Source organism: Streptomyces montanisoli, assembly GCF_017813245.1.
Classification (GTDB): Bacteria; Actinomycetota; Actinomycetes; order Streptomycetales; family Streptomycetaceae; genus Streptomyces; species Streptomyces montanisoli.
Map to the genome: position 1 here is coordinate 1 of NZ_JAGIQL010000112.1, position 22,969 is coordinate 22,969.

The 22,969-nt window shown below is 71.2% G+C and carries 19 protein-coding genes and 1 rRNA gene; 6 read left to right on the forward strand and 14 right to left on the reverse strand.

The features are described from left to right. The 4 genes from JFN87_RS23185 to thyX form a co-directional block, all read right to left on the reverse strand. Positions 1–82 (reverse strand): 16S ribosomal RNA (locus JFN87_RS23185); the annotation flags it as partial. A gap of 427 nt (positions 83–509) precedes the next feature. Beyond that, complete coding sequence (locus JFN87_RS23190; RefSeq protein ID WP_209342892.1) at positions 510–2,195, reverse strand: ribonuclease J; 1,686 nt, start codon at positions 2,193–2,195, stop codon at positions 510–512. Positions 2,196–2,367: 172 nt separating this feature from the next. Further along, positions 2,368–3,267, reverse strand: coding sequence for a 4-hydroxy-tetrahydrodipicolinate synthase (dapA, locus tag JFN87_RS23195; RefSeq protein WP_209342893.1), 900 nt, complete (start codon positions 3,265–3,267; stop codon positions 2,368–2,370). 196 nt (positions 3,268–3,463) lie between these two features. Further along, complete coding sequence (thyX, locus tag JFN87_RS23200) at positions 3,464–4,201, reverse strand: FAD-dependent thymidylate synthase (RefSeq protein ID WP_209342894.1); 738 nt, start codon at positions 4,199–4,201, stop codon at positions 3,464–3,466. A 190-nt stretch (positions 4,202–4,391) separates the two neighbouring features. Between thyX and JFN87_RS23205 the strand changes: the two genes are divergently transcribed. Together JFN87_RS23205 and JFN87_RS23210 are read left to right on the forward strand one after the other, a co-directional pair. Next, positions 4,392–4,631 (forward strand): hypothetical protein, encoded by a 240-nt coding sequence (locus tag JFN87_RS23205; protein WP_030911016.1) that lies wholly within the window; start codon positions 4,392–4,394, stop codon positions 4,629–4,631. A 108-nt stretch (positions 4,632–4,739) separates the two neighbouring features. Next, on the forward strand, positions 4,740–5,288 hold the full coding sequence (locus tag JFN87_RS23210) for an SCO5741 family PH domain-containing membrane protein (protein WP_209342895.1): 549 nt from the start codon (positions 4,740–4,742) through the stop codon (positions 5,286–5,288). Between the two features lie 34 nt (positions 5,289–5,322). Here JFN87_RS23210 and JFN87_RS23215 read toward each other — a convergent pair whose 3' ends face one another. From JFN87_RS23215 to eccD, 6 genes are all read right to left on the reverse strand, one after another. Next, positions 5,323–5,775, reverse strand: a complete 453-nt coding sequence (locus JFN87_RS23215; RefSeq protein ID WP_209342897.1) for a tetratricopeptide repeat protein — start codon at positions 5,773–5,775, stop codon at positions 5,323–5,325. Positions 5,776–5,797: 22 nt separating this feature from the next. After that, the gene (gene dapB, locus JFN87_RS23220) at positions 5,798–6,550 is read right to left on the reverse strand and encodes a 4-hydroxy-tetrahydrodipicolinate reductase (protein ID WP_209342898.1); all 753 of its coding nucleotides are present in this window, start codon (positions 6,548–6,550) and stop codon (positions 5,798–5,800) included. A 34-nt stretch (positions 6,551–6,584) separates the two neighbouring features. After that, positions 6,585–7,964 (reverse strand): M16 family metallopeptidase, encoded by a 1,380-nt coding sequence (locus tag JFN87_RS23225; RefSeq protein ID WP_209342899.1) that lies wholly within the window; start codon positions 7,962–7,964, stop codon positions 6,585–6,587. Then, a complete protein-coding gene (locus JFN87_RS23230) occupies positions 7,961–10,189 on the reverse strand; it encodes a polyribonucleotide nucleotidyltransferase (protein WP_209342910.1) in 2,229 nt (742 codons plus the stop codon). Before JFN87_RS23230 ends, JFN87_RS23225 begins: the two co-directional genes overlap by 4 nt. A gap of 383 nt (positions 10,190–10,572) precedes the next feature. Beyond that, positions 10,573–10,860 carry a 30S ribosomal protein S15 gene (rpsO, locus tag JFN87_RS23235; RefSeq protein WP_030911004.1) on the reverse strand — a complete coding sequence of 96 codons (288 nt, stop codon included), beginning with the start codon at positions 10,858–10,860 and terminating at the stop codon, positions 10,573–10,575. Between the two features lie 250 nt (positions 10,861–11,110). Beyond that, positions 11,111–12,580, reverse strand: coding sequence for a type VII secretion integral membrane protein EccD (gene eccD / locus JFN87_RS23240; RefSeq protein WP_209342900.1), 1,470 nt, complete (start codon positions 12,578–12,580; stop codon positions 11,111–11,113). A gap of 219 nt (positions 12,581–12,799) precedes the next feature. Here eccD and eccCa point away from each other — a divergent pair, with 219 nt between their 5' ends. From eccCa to JFN87_RS23255, 3 genes are all read left to right on the forward strand, one after another. Continuing rightward, complete coding sequence (eccCa, locus tag JFN87_RS23245) at positions 12,800–16,750, forward strand: type VII secretion protein EccCa (RefSeq protein WP_209342901.1); 3,951 nt, start codon at positions 12,800–12,802, stop codon at positions 16,748–16,750. 21 nt (positions 16,751–16,771) lie between these two features. Continuing rightward, positions 16,772–17,095 (forward strand): YrhB domain-containing protein, encoded by a 324-nt coding sequence (locus JFN87_RS23250; protein ID WP_209342903.1) that lies wholly within the window; start codon positions 16,772–16,774, stop codon positions 17,093–17,095. A gap of 135 nt (positions 17,096–17,230) precedes the next feature. After that, a complete protein-coding gene (locus tag JFN87_RS23255) occupies positions 17,231–17,506 on the forward strand; it encodes a DUF397 domain-containing protein (protein WP_209342904.1) in 276 nt (91 codons plus the stop codon). A gap of 66 nt (positions 17,507–17,572) precedes the next feature. On the opposite strand, the gene JFN87_RS23260 is transcribed toward JFN87_RS23255, so the two are convergent. The 4 genes from JFN87_RS23260 to eccB all read right to left on the reverse strand — a co-directional run bounded on the left by JFN87_RS23260 (position 17,573) and on the right by eccB (position 21,285). Continuing rightward, positions 17,573–17,869 carry a WXG100 family type VII secretion target gene (locus JFN87_RS23260; protein WP_209342906.1) on the reverse strand — a complete coding sequence of 99 codons (297 nt, stop codon included), beginning with the start codon at positions 17,867–17,869 and terminating at the stop codon, positions 17,573–17,575. A gap of 91 nt (positions 17,870–17,960) precedes the next feature. Then, the gene (locus tag JFN87_RS23265; RefSeq protein ID WP_209342907.1) at positions 17,961–18,308 is read right to left on the reverse strand and encodes a WXG100 family type VII secretion target; all 348 of its coding nucleotides are present in this window, start codon (positions 18,306–18,308) and stop codon (positions 17,961–17,963) included. Between the two features lie 135 nt (positions 18,309–18,443). Further along, positions 18,444–19,727, reverse strand: a complete 1,284-nt coding sequence (gene mycP, locus JFN87_RS23270; protein WP_245180973.1) for a type VII secretion-associated serine protease mycosin — start codon at positions 19,725–19,727, stop codon at positions 18,444–18,446. A gap of 10 nt (positions 19,728–19,737) precedes the next feature. Further along, positions 19,738–21,285 carry a type VII secretion protein EccB gene (eccB, locus tag JFN87_RS33810; protein ID WP_245180974.1) on the reverse strand — a complete coding sequence of 516 codons (1,548 nt, stop codon included), beginning with the start codon at positions 21,283–21,285 and terminating at the stop codon, positions 19,738–19,740. 200 nt (positions 21,286–21,485) lie between these two features. Here eccB and eccE point away from each other — a divergent pair, with 200 nt between their 5' ends. Further along, the gene (gene eccE / locus JFN87_RS23275; protein ID WP_209342909.1) at positions 21,486–22,781 is read left to right on the forward strand and encodes a type VII secretion protein EccE; all 1,296 of its coding nucleotides are present in this window, start codon (positions 21,486–21,488) and stop codon (positions 22,779–22,781) included. Positions 22,782–22,969 lie beyond the last annotated feature (188 nt).

The window sequence follows — 22,969 nt, forward strand, 5'->3', positions numbered from 1 at the left end:
CCGAAAGGCTTCATCGTTCGACTTGCATGTGTTAAGCACGCCGCCAGCGTTCGTCCTGAGCCAGGATCAAACTCTCCGTGAATGCTTCAAGCACCACGAGAGCGGAACAGGAGGAAGGAATAATCCCGTCCTGTTCACAGCGTCCTCGCTGTGTTACTACAAAGGAACCCAAATCCACCAGGCACACAGGCCCGGCAGACCAGGGGTATCAACATATCTGGCGTTGACTTTTAGCACGCTGTTGAGTTCTCAAGGAACGGACGCTTCCTTCGAAAACCCTCTCAGGTTTCCTCCGGGCGCTTTCCCTTCGGTGTTTCCTGCCTTTCGGCTGACCCCGACTTTATCAGAAGTTTCGGAGTCGTTTTCCCACCTTCCCGCAGGTTCCCGTGGGCACATGCGTGCCCACTGCTGCGTTCCGGTGGAGACTGAAACCTAACGGAGCGGGGGGCCTCGATGCAAATCGAGGCCCCCCGCTCCCGAGAGGTGCCGGCGCGAGCGCCGACGGGCCGTCAGACCTCGACCACCACGGGCAGGATCATCGGGCGCCTGCGGTAGGTGTCGGAGACCCACTTGCCCAGCGTGCGACGGATCAGCTGCTGGATCTGGTGGGGTTCGGAGACACCGTCCTGCGCCGATCTCGCGATCGCCTCGTCGATCTTCGGCAGCACCGCCGCGAAAGCCGCGTCGTCGATGCCGGAACCGCGCGCCTGGACGTGCGGGCCGCCGACGACCTTGCCGGTCGTGGAGTCGACCACCACGAATACCGACACGATGCCCTCGTCGCCGAGGATGCGGCGGTCCTTCAGCGACGTCTCGTCCACATCGCCGACGGAGAGGCCGTCGACGTAGACGTAGCCGGCCTGGACCTTGCCGGTGATCTTCGCCTTGCCGTCGACCAGGTCGACGACCACGCCGTCCTCCGCGATGACGATGTGGTCCTTCGGGACGCCCGTCAGCGCGCCGAGCTCGGCGTTGGCGCGCAGGTGGCGCCATTCGCCGTGGACCGGCATGAGGTTCTTCGGCTTGCAGATGTTGTAGAAGTACAGCAGCTCGCCGGCCGAGGCGTGGCCCGAGACGTGCACCTTGGCGTTGCCCTTGTGCACGACGTTCGCGCCCCACCGGGTGAGGCCGTTGATCACTCGGTAGACCGAGTTCTCGTTGCCCGGGATCAGGGACGACGCCAGGATCACGGTGTCGCCCTGGACGATCCTGATCTGGTGGTCGCGGTTGGCCATGCGGGACAGCGCCGCCATCGGCTCGCCCTGGGAGCCCGTGCAGACGAGGACGATCTCGTCGTCCGGCAGGTCGTCCAGGGTCTTGACGTCGACGACGAGTCCAGGGGCTGCCTTCAGGTAGCCAAGCTCACGCGCGATGCCCATGTTGCGGACCATGGAGCGTCCGACGAAGGCCACGCGGCGGCCGTACTCGTGCGCCGTGTCGAGGATCTGCTGGATGCGGTGCACGTGGCTTGCGAAGCTGGCCACGATCACCCGCTTCCGCGCTCCGGCGAAGACCTGGCGCAGCACCCCGGTGATGTCGCGCTCCGGCGGCACGAAGCCGGGGACCTCGGCGTTGGTGGAGTCCGCCAGGAGCAGGTCGATGCCCTCTTCGCCGAGCTTGGCGAAGGTGGGCAGGTCGGTGAGCCTGCGGTCGAGCGGCAGCTGGTCCATCTTGAAGTCGCCGGTGTGCACCGCCATGCCCGCGGGCGTGCGGATCGCGACGGCGAGTGCGTCCGGGATGGAGTGGTTGACGGCGACGAACTCGCAGTCGAAGGGGCCGATGCGTTCGCGGTGCCCCTCCGCCACCTCCAGGGTGTACGGGCGGATGCGGTGCTCCTGGAGCTTCGCCTCGATCAGCGCGAGGGTCAGCTTGGAGCCGATCAGCGGGATGTCGGGCTTCAGCCTCAGCAGGTAGGGCACGCCGCCGATGTGGTCCTCGTGGCCGTGCGTCAGGACGACGCCCTCGATGTCGCCGAGCCGGTTCTCCAGCGTGGTGAAGTCGGGCAGGATCAGGTCGATCCCGGGCTGCTCCTCCTCGGGAAAGAGGACGCCGCAGTCGACGATGAGCAGGCGGCCGCCGTACTCGAAGACCGTCATGTTGCGGCCGATCTCACCGAGGCCACCGAGGGGGGTGACGCGGAGGCCGCCCTTGGGCAGCTTCGGCGGGGCGCCCAGTTCGGGATGCGGATGACTCAAAAGACTCTCCTCACCACACGCGCCACGTGCCGCTGAGGCACGTGGCGCGTGTGACATTCGTGCACTTGCAGTTGTCTGTTCCGGGAGCGGTCTCCCGTTTGCTGCGCCGTCGCCTTGGCCGCCGCGTGTCCGCGTGGCTGCGGCTTCGGGTATTCAGTTGTGAAGTCCGTTGTCAGAGCTGTACCCCGCCCGCGGCGAGGTCGAGCTTCAGCTGCGCGGTTTCCTGCTCGGTGAGTCCGACCAGCGGCAGCCGCAGCGGTCCGCCGGGCAGGCCGCGCAGGGCGAGGGCCGCCTTGGTGGTGATGACGCCCTGCGTGCGGAACATGCCGATGAAGACCGGCAGCAGCCGCTGGTGGATCTCCGCGGCCTTCTGCACGTCGCCGTGGCTGAACGCCTCGACGAGCGAGCGCAGTTCGGGGGTGGCCACGTGGCCGACCACGGAGACGAAGCCGACGGCTCCGACGGAGAGCAGCGGCAGGTTCAGCATGTCGTCGCCCGAGTACCAGGCGAGTCCCGACTCGGCGATGGCGAGGCTGGCGCGTCCGAGGTCGCCCTTGGCGTCCTTGTTCGCGACGATCCTCGGGTGCCCGCCGAGGCGGATCATCGTCTCGGTGTCGATCGGGACGCCGGTGCGGCCGGGGATGTCGTAGAGCATCACCGGGAGGTCGGTGGCGTCGGCGATGGCGGTGAAGTGCTGGTAAATGCCTTCCTGGGGCGGCTTGCTGTAGTACGGCGTGACGGCCAGGAGGCCGTGGGCGCCGGCCCGCTGCGCGGTGCGCGCGAGCTCCAGGGTGTGGCGGGTGTCGTTCGTGCCGACGCCGGTGATGACGTGGGCGCGGTCTCCGACCGCCTCGACCACGGCCCGTAGCAGCTGCTCTTTCTCCGCGTCCGTGGTGGTGGGGGACTCACCGGTGGTGCCGCTGAGTACCAGGCCGTCATTGCCCGCGTCCACCAGCTGGGTGGCGAGCCGCTGGGCACCGTCGACGTCGAGCGCGCCGTCCGCCGTGAAGGGCGTGACCATGGCGGTGAGGACCCTCCCGAAGGGGGTCTGCGGTGTGGAGGTCGGAGCCATGGGTAACACGCTACTCGCTGCTCAGCCCCGGGTGTGGTCTCGGGGCGCCGGACAGGAGGAGCCCGGCACTGCCTGCTCGGGGGTTCAGGCAGTGCCGGGTCCGTTTGATCAGCCTAGATGAACTTCTCGAAACACCGCAATACGGACACCTCGGTCGGTGGCCCGTACATCTGTGCCCCCTCGGTTCCGCCCCAGGTCAGGGGGCGACCCGGCCGTTCGCGTTGAACGCCGCGTGGGTCAGCGGCATCAGGAGCCGCCAGTGCTCCTCCATCCGCTCGCCGACCATCTCGATCTCCCGCTGCGGGAACGAGGGCACCTTCGCCAGCTCGTGCTGCGTGCGCAGGCCGAGGAAGTGCATCAGCGAGCGCGCGTTGCACGTGGCGTACATCGACGAGAACAGGCCCACGGGGAGCGTCGCCCTGGCCACCTCGCGGGCGACACCCGCCTCCAGCATCTCCTGGTAAGCGGCGTACGAGCGCCGGTAGGACTCCTCCATGGCCTCGGTGACCGTCTTGTGCTGCTCGGGCGTCCCGTGCACGAACTCGTACTTCCCCGGGCGGCCGCGCTGCACCAGCTTGCGGTCCTCCCCCGGCACGTAGAACACGGGCTGCAGCTCCCGGTACCTGCCGGACTCCTCGTTGTAGGACCAGCCGACGCGGTGGCGCATGAACTCGCGGAAGACGAAGATCGGCGCGGTGACGAAGAAGGTCATCGAGTTGTGCTCGAACGGGCTGCCGTGGCGGTCCCGCATCAGGTAGTTGAGCAGGCCCTTCGACCGCTCCGGGTCCTTCGTCAGCTCGTCGAGCGACTGCTCGCCCGCCGTGGAGACGCGCGCCGCCCACAGGACGTCGGTGTCGGAGGCGCTGTGCTTCACCAACTCGACGGTGACATCGCTGCGGAAACTCGGCTCCGGCCCGGCCTTGTCGCTCTTCACCCGCGGGTCCTTCCGTTCTGTACGACTGCCTGGGCCACTCTAGAGTGCGGGCTTCTCCGGGTCGCCGAGGGTGCTCGTTACCAGGTCGTTCCCCTTCTTTCGGGGAATTCGGGCACCTGATCGGTTTGTTTCGCGTCCTACGGAACAGCAGGACACCACAGTCAGCACGGACAACCAGGGAGTACGCACCATGTTCCGCCGGCGCGAGGACGTACCGTTCACCTTTCTCGCCGAGACCGACCGCTTCCGCAGCAACGTCGAGCCGCCGCCGAAGCGACGGCCCGCTCGTGGTGAGATCGCGGGCCGGCTGCTGATCGGGCTGGTCATCGCGGCCGCGTTCACGGGATCGCTGCTGTTCGGCGTGCCCGCGCTGCAGTCCAACCCGACGCTCCACCACGTGCAGCAGTCGGAGGCGGCGCGCCACCACTGAGCCCCGCCGCGCACCCCGTCCGGCCCCCTCGGGTGGTCCGGGGGTGCGGCGGCTCGGTAGCCTCACCGGGCACAGCAATTCGAGCGTGCTTGTGAGTGAGGATCAGTCGTGCCCTTGCCCTTTATGACGGCCGGTCGTGGATTCGACGCGACGGACGATGTCGCGTTGCCGTACGACGACCACGACCAATGGCGGCGCCCCTACCGGCTGGGCCCCTGGCGGGTGGGGGTCGCGGCCGTGCTCCTGCTGCTCGCCTCGTTCATCCTGCTCGCGACCGTGATCACCGCCCTCGCGGCGGGTGGTTCCGGAGCCGTCGTGTGCGCCGTCGTCGCCGCCGTGGTGATCGCGGTGGCCCTGCGGATGCTGCGGATGGGCACGTGGGTGAGCCGGCACGGCGTGCGCCGCGTCTCCCTGCTGCACACCTCGACCGTGGCGTGGAACCAGGCGTCGGCCGTGCGTACGGTGCAGCAGCCGGTGCGCTGGCTCGGTCTGCCGCGGACGGTCCAGGGGCAGGCCCTCGTCCTCGTACGGCGCAGGGGCGAGCACGTGCCGCTGCTGACGACGCACAGCGCGGACTTCCTCTCGCGCGGCGACGCCTTCGAGCGCGCGGCGGACACCGTGGAGGCGTGGGGCGCCGAGTACCAGCGCGCCCACTGAGCCCGTCCGGAGGGCCCGCGAGGGGCGCGGGGTGTCAGGCGCGGACGGGTGTGCCGTCGTGGAGCGCTATGGCACGCTGCATCGCCTTGCGGGCCCTCGGCGTGTCCCGGGCGTCGCGGTAGGCCACGGCGAGCCTGAACCAGCAGCGCCAGTCGTCCGGGGCGTCCTCCGTCTCGGCGCGGCGCCGCGCGAAGACGGCGTCGGCCGATGCCCTGTCGATGCGGCCGCCGGGGGTGCGGACCAGCTCGTCGACGGGCAGGCCGCCCTCCGCGTCCAGCTCGGCGGCGAGCCGGTTGGCGCGGGTGACGAAGCGGGTGTTCTTCCAGAGGAACCAGACGCCGATGAGCGGCAGGATCAGTACCGCGACGCCGAGGGCGACGGTGACGGGCGTGCCGGCCTGGATCAGCCAGACGCCGCGGCTCCCCGCCAGGACGAAGTAGAAGACGAGGACGACGGCGCCGACGACGTAGGTGATTTTCGCGCTCATGGGTGTGTCAGGACCGGTCCCGTCAGCTCAGGTCGAGGAAGTGTTCCAGGCCGTACGTGAGCCCCGGTACGGACGCGACGCGCCGCACGCCGAGCAGCACGCCCGGCATGAAGCTGCTGTGGTGCAGCGAGTCGTGCCGGATCGTCAGGGTCTCGCCCTCGCCGCCGAGGATGACCTCCTGGTGCGCGAGCAGGCCGCGCAGCCGCACGGAGTGCACCGGTACGCCGTCGACGTCGGCGCCACGCGCGCCCTCCAGCGCGGTGCGGGTGGCGTCCGGCTGGTCGCCGAGGCCGGCGGCCGCACGTGCCTCGGCGACGAGCTGGGCGGTCCTCGTGGCCGTGCCCGAGGGCGCGTCGGCCTTGCCCGGGTGGTGCAGTTCCACGATCTCGACGGACTCGAACATGCGGGCCGCCATCTGCGAGAACTTCATCGTGAGCACCGCCCCGATGGAGAAGTTCGGCGCGATCAGCACGCCCGTGCCGGGCGACGCCGCGAGCGAGGTGCCGAGCTCGGCGAGGCGTTCGCCGGTCCAGCCCGTGGTGCCGACGACGGCGTGGATGCCGTGGCGCACGCAGAAGTCGAGGTTGCCCATGACGGACGCGGGCGTGGTCAGTTCGACGGCGACCTGGGCGCCGGACTCGACGAGCGCCTCCAGCTTGTCGCCCCGGCCGACGGCCGCGACCAGCTCCATGTCGTCGGCGGCCTCGACCGCCCGTGCCGCCTCGGAGCCGATGCGGCCCTTGGCGCCGAGTACGGCAACGCGCAGCTTGCTCATCGCTTGGTCTTCCTTCTCGGATCGTGGTGGTGGGTCAGGAGACCGCTTCGTCGAGGTGGGCCGCGTCCTTGTCGCCGAGCGGGCCGATGACCGCGAGCGAGGGGCGCTGTCCCAGGACGTCGCGTGCCACTTCGCGTACGTCGTCCGGGGTGACGGCGGCGATCCGGGCGAGCAGGTCGTCCGTGGAGAGGTGGTCGCCCCAGCACAGCTCGCTCTTGCCGACCCGGTTCATCAGCGCGCCGGTGTCCTCGAGACCGAGGACGGTGGCGCCGGAGAGCTGCCCGATCGCGCGGCCGAGCTCTTCCTCGTCGAGGCCTTCCGCGGCGACGCGGTCCAGTTCGTCGCGGCAGATCTTCAGGACGTCGCCGACCTGGGCGGGCCGGCAGCCCGCGTACACGCCGAACAGGCCGCAGTCGGCGAATCCCGAGGTGTACGAGTAGACGCTGTAGGCGAGCCCGCGCTTCTCGCGCACCTCCTGGAAGAGGCGGGAGCTCATGCCGCCGCCCAGTGCGGCGTTGAGCGCCCCGAGCGCCCAGCGGCGCTCGTCGGTGCGTGCGAGGCCCGGCATGCCGAGGACGACGTGCGCCTGCTCGGTGGTGCGGTCGAGGACGTCGACCCTGCCGGCTGTGCGCAGGGCCCGCCGGCCGGCGCGCGGCGCCGCGGGGGCCGCGTCGCCGCCGGACAGCGCACCGGCCCGCTCGAAGGCCGTGCGCACCTGCCGTACGAGTGCGGTGTGGTCGACGTTGCCCGCGGCGGCGACGATGAGGTGCCGCGGGTCGTAGTGCTTGCGGTAGTAGCGGGCGATGCGGTCGCGGTCGAGGCCCTCGACGGTGTCGACGGTGCCGAGCACGGGGCGGCCGAGGGGCGAGTCGCCGAACATGGTGTGCGCGAACAGGTCGTGCACGATGTCGCCCGGGTCGTCGTCGGTCATCGCGATCTCTTCGAGGATGACCCCGCGCTCCGCCTCGACGTCGTCCGCCTCGATGAGGGAGCCGGTGAGCATGTCGCAGACGATGTCGACGGCCAGCGGCAGGTCGTCGTCGAGCACGCGCGCGTAGTAGCAGGTGTACTCCTTCGCCGTGAAGGCGTTCATCTCGCCGCCGACCGCGTCGATGGCGGAGGAGATGTCGAGGGCGCTGCGCCGCTTGGTGCCCTTGAAGAGGAGGTGTTCGAGGTAGTGGGTGGCGCCGCCGAGCGCCGGGGTCTCGTCGCGCGACCCGGCCTGGACCCAGATGCCGAAGGTCGCGGAGCGCACCGACGGCAGGGTCTCGGTGACGACGCGCAGGCCGCCGGGGAGCGTCGTGCGGCGGACCGTGCCGACGCCGTCCACGCCCTTGACGAGGGTTCGGGTACGGGCGACGGCCCGCGCCTCGGATGAGGTGCGGGCCGTCGCCTTGAGGCTCCGTGACGTCACTTGGCGTCTGCGTCCTTCGCCTCGTCGCCCTTGCCTTCGCTGTCCTCGCCCTCCATGACGGGGATGAGGGACAGCTTGCCGCGCTGGTCGATCTCCGCGATCTCGACCTGGACCTTCTGGCCGACGCCGAGGACGTCGTCGACGTTCTCGACGCGCTTGCCGCCGGCGAGCTTGCGGATCTGCGAGATGTGCAGCAGGCCGTCCTTGCCGGGCATCAGGGAGACGAACGCGCCGAACGTGGTCGTCTTGACGACCGTGCCCAGGTAGCGCTCGCCGACCTCCGGCATGGTCGGGTTGGCGATGCCGTTGATCGTGGTGCGGGCGGCCTCGGCGGCGGGCCCGTCGGCGGCACCGATGTAGATGGTGCCGTCGTCCTCGATCGTGATGTCGGCGCCGGTGTCCTCCTGGATCTGGTTGATCATCTTGCCCTTGGGGCCGATGACCTCGCCGATCTTGTCCACCGGGATCTTGACGGTGATGATCCGCGGCGCGTTCGGGGACATCTCGTCGGGGACGTCGATGGCCTCGTTCATCACGTCGAGGATGTGCAGGCGCGCGTCACGGGCCTGCTTCAGCGCGGCGCCGAGCACCGAGGCGGGGATGCCGTCGAGCTTGGTGTCGAGCTGGAGCGCGGTGACGAACGTCTTGGTGCCGGCGACCTTGAAGTCCATGTCGCCGTAGGCGTCCTCCGCACCGAGGATGTCGGTGAGGGTGACGTAGTGGGTCTCGCCCTCGATCTCCTGGGAGATCAGGCCCATGGCGATGCCGGCGACGGGGGCCTTGAGGGGCACACCGGCGTTCAGCAGCGACATGGTGGAGGCGCAGACGGAGCCCATCGACGTGGAGCCGTTGGAGCCGAGCGCCTCGGAGACCTGGCGGATCGCGTAGGGGAACTCCTCGCGCGTGGGCAGGACCGGCACGAGGGCGCGCTCGGCGAGCGCGCCGTGGCCGATCTCGCGGCGCTTCGGGGACCCAACGCGGCCGGTCTCGCCGGTGGAGTACGGCGGGAAGTTGTAGTTGTGCATGTAGCGCTTGCGCGTCACGGGCGACAGGGTGTCGAGCTGCTGCTCCATGCGGAGCATGTTCAGCGTGGTGACGCCCAGGATCTGCGTCTCGCCGCGCTCGAACAGCGCCGAGCCGTGCACGCGCGGGATGGCCTCGACCTCGGCGGCGAGCGTGCGGATGTCCGTCACGCCACGGCCGTCGATGCGGACCTTGTCCTTGATGACGCGCTCGCGGACGAGCTTCTTCGTCAGGGTGCGGTAGGCGGCGGAGATCTCCTTCTCGCGGCCCTCGAACTGCGGGAGCAGCTTCTCGGCGGCGAGGCCCTTGACGCGGTCGAGCTCGGCCTCGCGGTCCTGCTTGCCGGCGATGGTGAGCGCCTGGGCGAGCTCGTCCCTGACGGCGGCGGTGAGCGCCTCGAGGACGTCGTCCTGGTGGTCGAGGAAGATCGGGAACTCGCCGGTCGGCTTGGCGGCCTTGGCCGCCAGGTCGGACTGGGCGCGGCACAGGACCTTGATGAAGGGCTTCGCGGCCTCGAGTCCGGCGGCAACGACCTCCTCGGTGGGGGCCTCGGCGCCGTTCTTCACCAGCTGGATGGTCTTCTCCGTGGCCTCGGCCTCGACCATCATGATCGCGACGTCGCCGTCCTCGAGGACACGGCCGGCGACGACCATGTCGAAGACGGCGTCCTCCAGCTCGGTGTGCGTCGGGAAGGCGACCCACTGGCCCTTGATCAGCGCGACACGGGTGCCGCCGATCGGGCCGGAGAAGGGCAGGCCCGACAGCTGCGTGGAGCAGGAGGCGGCGTTGATCGCGACCACGTCGTAGAGGTGGTCGGGGTTGAGCGCCATGATCGTCTCGACGATCTGGATCTCGTTGCGCAGGCCCTTCCTGAAGGACGGGCGCAGCGGCCTGTCGATCAGGCGGCAGGTGAGGATGGCGTCCTCGGAGGGGCGGCCCTCCCTGCGGAAGAAGGAGCCGGGGATCTTGCCGGCCGCGTACATGCGCTCCTCGACGTCCACCGTGAGGGGGAAGAAGTCGAGCTGGTCCTTGGGGTTCTTCGATGCGGTGGTGGCCGACAGCACCATGGTGTCGTCGTCCAGGTACGCCACGGCGGAGCCTGCGGCCTGCTTGGCCAGGCGGCCCGTCTCGAAGCGGATGGTGCGGGTGCCGAAGGCGCCGTTGTCGATGACGGCCTCGGCGTAGTGGGTCTCGTTCTCCACCAGCGTTTTCTCCTCTTCTTCGTCCGTCACCCGTGTGGCGGCGGACGGTGGGGAGGGGCGCTCCCTGGTGCTTGCCGGTCTTCGATCGAAGCATCCGGTGCGCGTGGCGGGCGCCGCCCGTGGGCGTGTCCGCGGCGCTTGTGCGTCTTCCGGATACCACTACCGAGGACCGGCGGCGGCGTGGGGCGCTCCTCCTCGTTGCGTCTTCTGTGCTCTTGCGTGTGCTTCTGTACTGCTCTTCTGTACTGCACTTCGTACCGCACGCGTGCGGTACTCGTCAGCCAGAGTACTTAAACCCGCGCCGGTCATGGCGTTCCGGCCGGGCCGCGCATACGGCGAAGGGAGCGGTTCCCGGGGGTGGGAACCGCTCCCTTCGCACGGTGCTACTTGGCGCCCGCGGCGCCGCGGCGGATGCCGAGGCGGTCGACCAGCGTACGGAAGCGCTGGATGTCCTTCTTGGCGAGGTACTGCAGCAGGCGGCGGCGCTGACCGACCAGGATCAGCAGACCACGGCGCGAGTGGTGGTCGTGCTTGTGGGTCTTGAGGTGCTCGGTCAGGTCCGAGATCCGGCGCGACAGCATGGCGACCTGGACCTCGGGGGAGCCGGTGTCACCCTCCTTGGTGCCGAACTCGTCCATGATCTGCTTCTTGGTGGCGGTGTCGAGCGACACTCGTACTCCTCGTGGGTCTTCGTGGGCCGCCGAGTGCCCCGGGTCGAATTCTCCGGGAAGCTTCCGTGACTCGGGAGGCCGTCCCGTACGTGCCTTGTCCCGGTACGGTCCGCGGCTTGGCCGCGCCGTAGCTGTGGGTACACGAACGGGTCACCGCCAGAATACCAGCCGGTCGGACCCGTCCCGACCACGCACCCGGGCGACCGCGCCTCGTCTCGGCCACGCACCGTCCGCCGGGTGCGGCCGGGCGTCAGCTCGTCAGCGCGCGCGCCCTGGCGAAGACGTCGAGGACCGCGAGGCACAGCGGCACGAGCGACACCAGGACGGCGCCCTCGGCGATGTCGAGGAGGCGTCCCCAGAAGGGCGAGAGCCCCTTGCGCGGGATGATCAGGCCGATGGCCGTGAACAGCGCGGCACCTGCGGCGATGCTCGCGGCCAGCCACACGGTGCGCAGGTCGAGCGGGCCGTGGTCGCCCTCGCGCATGAGGTCGCCGAGCGGTCCGGCAGGCGGGTTGAACGACAGGCCGAGCACCAGCAGGGCGATCGCGGCGATGCCGGCGACGAGCGCGCAGCTGACCTGCGAGGTGTAGCGGAACAGGCGCGCGCGCAGCAGCATCGCGAGACCGGCCGCCAGCGCGAGGAGCTGCCCGTAGAGGTTGTCGGAGAAGCCGAGCACGGCGGCCGCGCCGACGACGACGGCGGAGCAGCCGCCGACGAGCCCGAGCAGCATCTCGTGGCCGCGGCGCGCCTGTGCGGCGACGCGGTCGGTGTCGACGGGCTCCGCGACGGCCGCCGGGTCAGGCTCCGCGTTGTCCAGGCCGCCGGAGGCCCCGCGGGGCGTCGCGTAGCCGATGGGCAGCCGCGCGAAGCGGGCCGACAGGCCGGGCAGGAACGCGACGAGGCCCACGGCGACGGGCGCGCAGACCGCGGCGGTCTCCGTCGCCGAGGCCTCCGCGAGGATCGCGCCGAACGTGGCGAGGGTGCCGACGGCGGCCAGGAAGGTGGCGGCGACGAAGGGGGCGTCACCGCTCGGGGTGAGTGCGACGAGCGTGACGGAGGCGACCAGCACGGTGACGCAGCCGAGCAGGAACTGCAGGCGCCCGGGGCCCTGGCCCGCGTCGGGGCCGATGATGCCGGAGCCGCCGATCATCAGCAGGGGCAGGGCGCCGAGGCCGAGGGCCACGGCGGCGGCGCGGTCCGCGTAGACGCGGGCCCGTACGCCGGAAAGGGCCGTCAGCAGCACACCGGCGGCGCCCGCGATGACGCCCGGCAGGCTGTGCATGTCGTGGCGCACCGGGTCGGCGAACCACAGCACGAACCCCATGAGGACGAGGAGGAGGCCGCCGGCGAAGAGGCCGGCGCCGCGCATGAGGTCGTCGCTCCACAGGTGGCGGTCGCGCCGCACCGCCGAGGCGACCGCGTCGGACACGTCGTCGAACACGGCCGGCGGCAGGGACTCGGCGAACGGCCGCAGCGCGAGCACCTCGCCGTCGAGCACGCGCTGCGCGGCGAGTGTGCGCGCCCCGTCGAGCACGGTGCCGTCGCGCCGCACGAGGTGGTAGCCGGTCGGCGCGCCCGCGGGCTGGGTCTGGCCGGTCAGCCGCAGGATCTCCGGGTAGATGTCGGCGACCGCGATGTCCTCGGGCAGGGCCACGTCGATCCTGCTGTCCGGTGCCACCACAGTGACGCGACAGAAACCCGTCGCCGCGGACGTACTCACGTGTCTGACCCCCTGGATCCCCTGTTACGGCGCCGGTCGCCGCGCCGGCCGCACGGGTGTCCCGCCGTCGCCGGGTTCGCGCTTGCGCACAGTGCGCGCGCCACCCTACCGGGCGTGGTTGCCGGTGGCTGCCAGTAGGATCGCGCTGCCGCAATTGAGCCGCCGCCACGGGGGCGCCGGTACGGAACCATCCGCCCGGATTGAGGAATTGATGCGCCGGTGAGCCAGATCGTCGTCAAAAGACCGCCGCGGTCGCTTCCGCCCGAAGTGCCCACGGAGCAAGTGACCCTGGAGGCTCCTCCAGAGCTGCCCAGAGGGCAGCGGGAGGGCATGCTGATGCAGGTCCTCCCGGTGCTCGGCATGGGCTCGTCCGTGGTGTTCTTCTTCTCGCCGCAGGCCGCTCCGTTCATGCGCATCATGGGCGTGCTGATGCTGGTCTCCACGGTCGGCATGGTCATCGCGCAGGTCTTCCGCTTCCGGCGCGGTACGCAGGGGCAAATGGCCGATGTGCGCCGTGACTACCTGAAGTACCTGGCGCAGTCGCGGCGTACGGTCCGCAGGACGGCGCGCGGCCAGCGCGACGCGCAGCTGTATCTGCACCCCGCGCCCGAGCAGCTGTGGGCGGTCGTCGCCGAGGGGTCCAGGATCTGGGAACGGCGTGTGGGCGACGCGGACTTCGGCCAGGCGCGGATCGGCCTCGGCGCGCAGCAGCTGTCGACGCCGCTGGTGGCGCCCGACACGGCGCCCGTCGACGAGCTGGAGCCGCTGACTGCGGGCGCGATGCAGCGCTTCCTCGCGGTGCACGGTTCGCTCGACTCCCTGCCGATGGCGGTGTCGATGCGGGCGTTCTACCACGTGACGGTCTCGGGCGATCCCGACGCGGCCAGGTCGGCGGCGCGGGCGCTGGTGTCCCAGCTGGTGACGCTGCACTCGCCCGAGGACCTGATGGTCGCGGTGGTGGCCGCGCCGCAGGCGGTGCCCCACTGGGACTGGACGAAGTGGCTGCCGCACACGCAGGCGCCCGGCCAGGTCGACGGTGCGGGCACGCGGCGGTTGTTCGGCGACGACCTCGGCGAGATCGAGCAGCTGCTGCGCCAGCGCCTGGAGGGTCGGCCGCGGTTCGGCAGGGACACCCATCCCGTGCTGGACCAGCCGCACGTCGTGGTGGTGCTGGACGGCGGGATGGTCCCGCCCGACTCGCTGTTCGCCGCCGCCGAGGGCGTGCAGGGCGTGACGATCGTCGAGCTGGTGCCGGGAGACATGGACGAGCCGCGCGGCGGCCTGTCCGTGGTGGTGCATCCGGGGTGGCTGAGGCTGGAGTCCGGCGGCGGTGTGGCGTACGAGGGCGCACCCGACGGGATCTCGCTGCCCGCGGCGGAGGCGCTGGCGCGCCAGCTCGCGCCGCTGCGCACGGGCGGAGGCGACGAGGACGAGCCGCTGCTGGCCAACCTCGACTTCACGGACCTGCTGAACCTCGGCGACGCGGGCGCCGTGGACGTGGCGCGTACGTGGCGGCCGCGGTCCACGGCGGAGCGGTTGCGGGTGCCCATCGGTGTGGGCGAGGACGGCCAGCCCGTGATGCTCGACCTCAAGGAGGCGGCGCAGGAGGGCATGGGCCCGCACGGGCTGTGCGTGGGCGCGACGGGTTCCGGCAAGTCGGAGCTGCTGCGCACCCTGGTGCTCGGCCTCGCGGTGACGCATTCGTCGGAGACGCTGAACTTCGTCCTCGCCGACTTCAAGGGCGGTGCGACGTTCGCGGGCATGTCCCAGATGCCGCACGTGGCGGCGGTCATCACCAACCTCGCGGACGACCTGACGCTGGTCGACCGCATGGGCGACGCGATCCGCGGCGAGCTGCAGCGCAGGCAGGAGCTGCTGCGGGCCGCGGGCAACTACGCGAACATCCACGACTACGAGAAGGCGCGTGCCGCGGGCGCCGCGCTCGAACCGCTGGCGTCGATGGTGCTCGTCATCGACGAGTTCTCCGAACTGCTCACCGCGAAGCCCGACTTCATCGACATGTTCATCCAGATCGGCCGCATCGGCAGGTCGCTCGGTGTGCATCTGCTGCTCGCGTCGCAGCGCCTGGAGGAGGGGAAGCTGCGCGGGCTCGACACGTACCTGTCGTACCGGATCGGTCTGCGGACGTTCTCCGCGGCGGAGTCGCGCACGGCGCTCGGCGTGCCCGACGCCTACCACTTGCCTGCGGTGCCGGGATCCGGCTATCTCAAGTTCGGCACGGACGTCATGACGCGCTTCAAGGCGGCGTACGTGTCGGCCACGTACCGTACCGCGGGCCCGGACCTGCCGGTGGGGCAGCCGGCCGTCGAGCGGCGGCCCACCCTCTTCACGGCGACGCCCGTGCCGGTGGTGTACGCGCGGCCCGCGGACGGTGAGCCGGCGCGCGCGACGCGCGAGGACGAGGCCCTGGCGGACACCGTGCTCGACGTGATCGTGCGGCGTCTCGACGGTCAGGGCGTGCCGGCGCACCAGGTGTGGCTGCCGCCGCTGGACCAGGCGCCGACGCTGGACTACCTGCTGCCGGGCATCGCGCCGACGCCCGAGCGTGGTCTCAACGCCGTCGACTACACGCGCCCGGGCGGGCTCGTGGTGCCGCTCGGCCTGATCGACAAGCCCTTCGAGCAGCGCCGCGAGGTGCTGTACCGGGACTTCTCCGGGGCGGCGGGCCACATGCTCGTGGTGGGCGGCCCGCAGTCCGGCAAGTCGACGCTGATGCGCACGATGGTGGCGTCGTTCGCGCTGACGCACACGCCGCAGGAGGTGCAGTTCTACGGGTTGGACTTCGGCGGTGGCGGCCTGTCCGCGCTCGCCGACCTGCCCCATGTGGGCGGGGTCGCGTCGCGGCTCGACCCGGAGCGTGTGCGGCGCGCGGTCGCCGAGGTGCTCGGCGTGCTGAACCGGCGCGAGGAGTTCTTCCGCGCCAACGGCATCGACTCGATCGGCACGTACCGGCGCCGGCGTGCCGCGGGCGAACTGCCGGGCGAGAGCTGGGGCGACGTCTTCCTGATCATCGACGGGTGGGGCGGCTTCAAGAACGAGTACGACATGCTGGAGCCGGTCATCGCGGACATCGCGGCGCGCGGCCTCGGCTACGGCGTGCACATCGTGGTGACGGCCGCGCGGTACATGGAGGTGCGCTCGGCGCTCAAGGACCAGATGCTGGGCCGCCTCGAACTGCGCCTCGGTGACGTCATGGACTCGGAGTTCGACCGCAAGGTCGCCGCGAACGTGCCGCCGGGCGTGCCGGGCCGCGGCCAGGTCCCGGAGAAGCTGCACTTTATGAGCGCCCTGCCGCGGATGGACGGCGTGAGCAGCGCGTCGGACCTGTCCGAGGGCACGGCCGCGTTCGTGGCGTCCGTGCGGGGCCACTGGTCGGGCCCGGCGGCACCGGCCGTGCGGCTGCTGCCGCGCAAGCTGCCGGCGGAGCAGCTGCCGAAGGGGTTCGAGTTCCCGGAGCACGGCATCGCGATCGGCATCGACGAGACCAACCTGGAGCCGGTGTTCGTCGATTTCGAGACGGACCCGTTCTTCGTCGTCTTCGGCGAGAGCGAGTCGGGCAAGACGGCGCTGCTGCGGCTGATGGCGAAGCAGATCGCCGAGCGGTACACGCCGGAGCAGGCGCGCATCGTGGTGGGCGACTACCGGCGCTCGCTGCTGGAGGCCGTCCCGTCGACGCACCTGCTGGAGTACGCGCCGATGGCGTCGGCGATGGACGTCCACATGGACGCGATCGCCACGGTGATGGGCAAGCGAGCGCCGAAGCCGGACATCACGCCGCAGCAGCTGCGCGACCGCAGCTGGTGGTCGGGGCCGCAGCTGTTCGTGATCGTCGACGACTACGAACTGGTGGCGGCGGGCTCGAACAACCCGATGGCGCGTCTGGTGGAGAACCTGCCCTTCGCGCGCGACGTCGGCGTCCGCTTCATCGTCGCGCGCAACGCGGCGGGGGCGTCACGCTCGTCCTTCGAGCCCTTCCTGCAGCGCGTGAAGGAGCTGGGCGCCCAGGGCGTCGTCCTGTCGGGCGACCCTGGCGAGGGCGACATCCTCGGCCACGTGAGGGCCCGCAAGATGCCCCCGGGACGAGGCACGTTCGTCACCCGCAGACGCGGCGCACCGCTGGTGCAGACGGGCTGGCTGCCGGACAGGTAGATCCGAATCGGGGGGAGAACCGTGATATCCGAGGAAGCGGCGTTCGCGTCGGCGAGGGAGTTCCTCGGCGGGCACCGGGAGACGTACACACCGGTCCTGCTGCCGGAGAAGTCATCCGAACATGCGGTGGCATGGCTCGTCGCATTCGACTCGAAGGAGCACCTGGAGACGGGCGACCTGCGATTCGCCCCGTTCACCAGGGTGCTGGTCGTGCCCAAGGACGGAACGCCAGTGCACTTTCCCCCGACGTACCTTCCCCTGGAGGTCTACTTGGGCGAGCTGGCGGCCGGCGAATGGCCGGTAGGGCCTCGGGGCCGTTACAAGCGGGGCAGCGGCCGTGACTGATCGGCGCCGGGAAGCGGCCCGGCTGCTTCCCGGCGCTCTCCGCCGGACTTCGCCGACGGCCTGAACCGGTGCCGTCCTCGCAGGTAGGCTCGGCTGCGTACAGCAGACATGACACCGCCGGGAGGAACGACGCCGATGGCCGAGGCAGTGGACAAGCAGCGCGTCAAGGAAGAGCTCTACGCCCTGGACATCTCCGGGGTGGAGTGGCTCGGTGCGCCCGGGACCGAGAACGACGAGGAGCGCGTCGAGATCGCGTACCTGCCGGAGGGCGCCGTGGCGATGCGGTCGTCGAAGGACCACGCCACCGTGTTGCGGTACACGAAGGCGGAGTGGGACGCGTTCGTGCTGGGCGCGCGGGACGGCGAGTTCGACCTGGACGCGCAGCAGCCGCCGACCGCCCAGGAGGCATAGCTCGCGGGCGTGCGGAAGGGGGGTGCCCACCGGGTGGGCACCCCCCTTCCGCATGTCGCCGGCCTGTCAGCCCATGCTCATGCGGAACCGGGCGGCGTTGCCGCGGTCCGTGTCCTGGTAGCCGACGACGGCCTGGTCCAGGAGGGCCGCGATGCGCGCCAGGTCCTGGTTCATGCCGTCCATCTGGTTGGTGAGGTCCGTCTGCTTCTCGTGGTAGGCCTCTTTCGCCTGGCCGTCCCAGTGCTCGGCGACGGCCTTCACCCGGGCCATCAGGTCGGTGAGTTCACGCGTCAGGTCACTGGCCGTGCGGCGGACGTCGCTCGCGGCTGTGGTGACGGTGTCGTAGTTGACTGCTGTGGTCATGTCTCGCTCCTCGGTGTCGCGTACGCGCGTACGCGGGAAGACGGTGTCCCCGGCGGTGTGAACGCCGGGGGGAGGTGGCTCGGGGCGTGCCTCAGGCCATGCCGAGGATGGCGCTCTGACCCTGCGTCGTGTCGTCCATCTTCCGGAAGGACGCGATGCGGTCCTGCTCCTCGTTGGTGAAGCCGTGCGCGCTCATGCGCATGATCTGCTCCAGCTCGACGAGGTCGACCCGCATGGACCGCAGCCGTGTGTTGAGGTCGTTCTGCGCGGTGTCGTACGCCTTGCTCGCGGCGCCCTGCCAGCCCGCCTGGATGCGGTCGACCACGCTGTTCAGCGACGTGATGCGGCGCTGGAGCTCCTCGTGGAAGTTCTGGATCCTGTTGGCGAGGTCGATCTGATCGTCCGCGGTTACGTTCAGGTCTTTGCCGTGCTGCGACATCCTGCCCTCTTTCCCCTGGTCTGCCTGCGAAGCCTCTGCGGGCGGGAAGTGCTCGGTGCCGCCCCCGTGTTCGGGACCGTACGCACGGTCCCACCGCAACTTTAGCCATTCGGTACAGCTGTTCCAACCGGGAAGTCACCTTCCCGGGGGCGGCCCCTGCCCGCTATCCGGGTCGGCGCTGCCGCGCGCCGCGGCCTTCCTGCGGCTGTCGCGCAGGATGACGGAGGTCCCGCCGACGACCGCGACGAGTACGACCGCCGTGGCGAACGTGTACGTCGCGTACCGCTGCCCCCGCTGCCGCGGTGTCTCCGCCATGGAGAAGTGGGCGGGTTGCGGCGCGGGCGCCTTCGCGGGGCCGGGGTCGGGGTGCGGCGACTCGATGGGCCCGTCGTCGCCGCTGACGGCCGCGACGGGGTCGACGACGCCCCAGCCGATGAAGTCGTCGTGGCCGTTGATGCTGCGCTCGGCGGTCTGCTCGATCTGCGCGACGATCTCCCGCGCGGTCCAGTCGGGGTGCTCCCCGCGCAGCAGCGCGGCGACGCCGGCGACGTACGGGGCGGAGAAGCTGGTGCCGTTGTCGAGGCACTGCCCGCCGCCCGGCACGGTCGAGACGATGTCGACGCCGGGCGCCGCGACCCCGACGAACGATCCCGACTGGGAGAACGCGGCGCGTTCGTTGTCGCGGTCGGAGGCGGCGACGGCGAGGACGCCGTCGAACGCGGCGGGGTAGGTGTCGCGTGCCTTGCCGTCGGTGCCGTCGTTGCCCGCCGAGGCGACGACCACGACCTGGTGGGCGAGTGCGTAGGCGACGGCCTGTGCGAGGGTCGACTGCGGGCCGAGCGGCGCGGACGTGTCCTGCGAGATGTTGATGACGTCGGCGCCCTTGGAGACGGCGTACTTGATGGCCTGGGCCATGGTGTCCGACTTGCCGCTGTTCTTCTCGTCGTTCTGCCGGATCGGGATGATGGTGGCCTCGGGGGCGAGGCCGACGAAGCCGGTGCCGGCGCGCGGCCGTGCGGCGATGATGCCGGCGACCTTGGTGCCGTGGCCGACCTCGTCCTTGGTGCCGTCGGTCTTGCCGAGGTAGTCCTTGCCCGCCGACGCGTCGACGGCCGGCTTCAGCTGCGGGTTGACGTTGTCGACGCCCGTGTCGATGACGGCGACCCGTACGCCCTTGCCCTTGGTCTTCTTCCACAGTTCGTCGAAGAGGACGCGCTGGAGGGGCCACGGTGTGCCCGCTATCTGCTTCTTCATCGGGAACGTGCACTCGCCGCTGCCGTCGAGGGCCAGGGGCGCTTGCGCGGCGCCGCGCGGGGCCGCGACCGCAGCCGCGGGCGGCAGTGCGGCGAGCCCCGCGAGCGCGGCGGCGGAGGCGAGCACCGCGGCCCGCCGGAGCACCGGGACGTACCGGAACGTCATCGCCACTCCCCTACGAACCCTGCGGCTGGCGCGCGCTGTTGGTGTCGAGGCGCGGCCCCTTGGACAGGAAGCCCGACCAGGCAATCGGCACGGGCACCGGGTTGACCTTCTCGTACCCGAGCCGGATCTGCGCCTGGCTGGGCTGCGGACGTCCGTCCTGTGTCTTCTGGTCGTCGCCCGCGCCGATGTTCGAGTGCTTCGAGTCGCTGTCGCCGTTGGCCTGTACGGCGTACCTGAGGCCGGTGTCGGTGACGAGGAACAGCGAGCCGCCCGCCTTCGACTGGTGGCCCTGCACCTCGTTGTAGAGCAGGCCGCTGCCGGGCGTGACATAGGTGCTGGTGCCGCCGCCGTCGGTGATCTTGGCAGGGTACGACGTGCCGGCCCAGGTCGACAGGACGGTGCGGCCGCTGCTGCCGGTCTTGCGCAGCACGCTGCACACGGTGTCGCGCGCGCCGCTGCCGCCGACCGCGTTGACCTGCTGGGCGCGCTCCTTGGGCCAGTCGTTCTCCTGCCCGAAGAAGCCGGCTTCCGGGGCGAGGGACTGGGCGTCGACCGTGGCCGCCGCGCCCGTCATGTTGAGGGAGTCCGTCTGCGGCGAATTGATCAGCAGCCAGGCGGTGAAGTCGGTGACGGGCTCCACCTTGCCCGGCAGTACGACGTACTTCTGCGGGCCCGAGCCGGTCTGCGCGCTGAGCACCATGCCCACGCGGTCCTGCCGCGCGCTGAGGCCGCCGCCGACGCCCGCGTCCTCGCCGACCGTGCCGGGGATCGGCGGGAAGTCGACGGGGGTGCCGGTGTGCAGCGTGGCCAGCCAGTCGTCGGTGACGGGCTGGGGGGCGCGGCCCTGGCCGATCAGGGCGGTGGAGAGACCGTCGCCCTGCTTCCCCTTCAGCAGGTACTTCGTGCCGCTCGGGTCGACCAGGTAGCGCGCACCGTCCTGCCCCTGCACGTAGAGCGTCTGGCCGCCGGTCAGGCGGTCTTTGCCCTCGGTGCGCTTGAAATCCCGCTGGGCGAGGACGAACGCGGCCTTCTGCACGCCGCCGCCGCTGCCACCGCCCGGCTGCTCGCACACCGCCCACCGCTTGGCGCTGCCCGCCTGCGCGGCCGTGGGCAGCCGGTCGGGCGCGTACGGGATGCCGATGAGGGCGCCGCGCGGGGGCTTGCCCGCGTCGAGGACCTTGTCGTCGACCTGGACGACGGAGAACTGGTTCGGGTCGAGCAGCAGCCGCGCCGACGCGAGGTTGAGCACCGGGTGGAGCAGGTTGTGCCTGGACTTGCCCGAGCCGGTCGGCAGCACCACGTACCGCGTCGTGGACTGCTTGCCGACGATGACGTTCGCGCCGGCCTTGTCCCAGTCCTTGGGCGCCGTCGGCTTGAACATGCCGAGCGCCCCGAACCCCGCGAGCACCAGGGCCCCGACGACCAGGCTGGGCAGGACAGCCCGCATGGGGCGAGGCGCGCCCTCCTCGGTCCCGGTGAGCGAGGGTTGCAGGAAAGACGCCACTGTGCGCTTCTTCGCGAAGGTGTACGCGTTGAGCTCGTCCCGCCGTGATGCCATGAGTCCCCACTCGTGAAAAGAAGTCACGGTACGGCCCTGCTGCGCAGCGGCCGGCGCGTGTCCCCCGTGCCCTGCCCGAGTGTCGGACCGGCCCCCTACTATGCCTGTTGGCCGGGTGGAGCGCCGGGCCGGGTAGGGTGATCCGGCCGTCAAGCCCCGGCCGCGCAGGCCGATCGGGACGATTCGGGGGGATTCACAGCATGGCATCCGCGACACAGTCGCCACCCGCCGCGGCGGGGCCGCCCGCCACGCCCTCCCCCGCGCCCGCGGCGACGCCCTCGGCGGCGGGCCGCACGGCGCGTCCTGGGCACTTCGGGCCGCTGCGCATGCAGCAGATCGTCCTGTTCGAACTGGCCGCGGCGGCGCTGCTGGTGGGCTGGGTCATCAGCCCGCTCATGCTGGTACCCGCAGGCGTGGTCGCGGCCGTTCTCGTACTGCTGGCGGTGGTGCGCAGGCACCGCCGCTCGCTGACCGAGTGGCTGGGTACGGCCATGGCGCTGCGCAGGCGGACGCGCAGGGCCGCCGCGCTCGCGATCCCGCAGGACGTCGAGCCCGGCCTGGCGCCCGCCGTCGAGTGCGACCCGGCGCTGCGCACGTACGTGTACAGCGAGCGTGACCGCCGCCCGGTCGGCATGATCGGCGACGGCACGTTCCTGACCACCGTGGTGCGCATCGAGTCGGACGGCTCGGCGCTGCGGGCCGACCGCGCGGCGCGTCCGCTGCCCGTCGCGCTGCTGCGCGAGATCCTGGACTTCGACGGGATACGGCTTGAGTCGGCGCAGATCGTCCAGCACACGCAGCCGGCGCCCGCGCCGCACCTGCCACCGCAGTCGATGGCCGCCCGCAACTACGCACCGCTCCAGGCGCAGACGGGCGCGCCCGCCCTGCGGATCACGTGGGTGGCGCTCAAGCTCGACCCGGAGCTGTGCGCCGAGGCGGTGGCCGCGCGCGGCGGCGGGCTGCTGGGCGCGCAGAAGTGCGCGGTGCGCGCGGCGGACCAGCTCGCGAGCCGGCTGGCAGGCGCGGGTTTCCGTGCGACGGTGCTGACGGACCAGGAGCTGACGTCCGCCATCGCGGTGTCCACGTGCGCGAGCCCGATGGCCATCGCCCAGGCGGGCAGGGCGGCCGCGCAGAGCAGGCGCACCAAGGAGACGTCCCGCACGTGGCGCTGCGACGACCGCAGGCACACGACGTACTGGGTGGCGCGGTGGCCGGAACTGGGCGCGGGCGGCGCGTCGATGCCGCATCTCGTGGCGCTGCTGACGTCGATCCCGGCGCTGGCGACGACGTTCAGCCTGACCGTGGGCCGTGGCGAGCGCCAGGGCGTCACGGTCGCCGGCCATGTGCGGATCACCGGCCGCAGCGACGAGGAACTCCTCACCGCGCGCCACGAACTGGAGCGTACGGCGCGCGGTGTGCGCACGTCGCTGGTGCGCCTGGACAGGGAGCAGGTGCCCGGCATGCTCGCCACGCTCCCGCTGGGGGGTACCCGCTGATGCCCGCGCCCGTTCCCACGTCCGGCGGTGCCGGGCAACCGCCGCAGCAGCCCGGTGTCGTGGGCCGGCCCGTCGCCTCGCAGGGTATGCGTGCGCAGCCGGTGCCACAGGCGGGCGTGCCGGGCCAGGGCGTGCCGCCCGTGCAGGGCGGCCCCGCGGGCGGGGGCGCCCTGCACGGGCGGCACGCC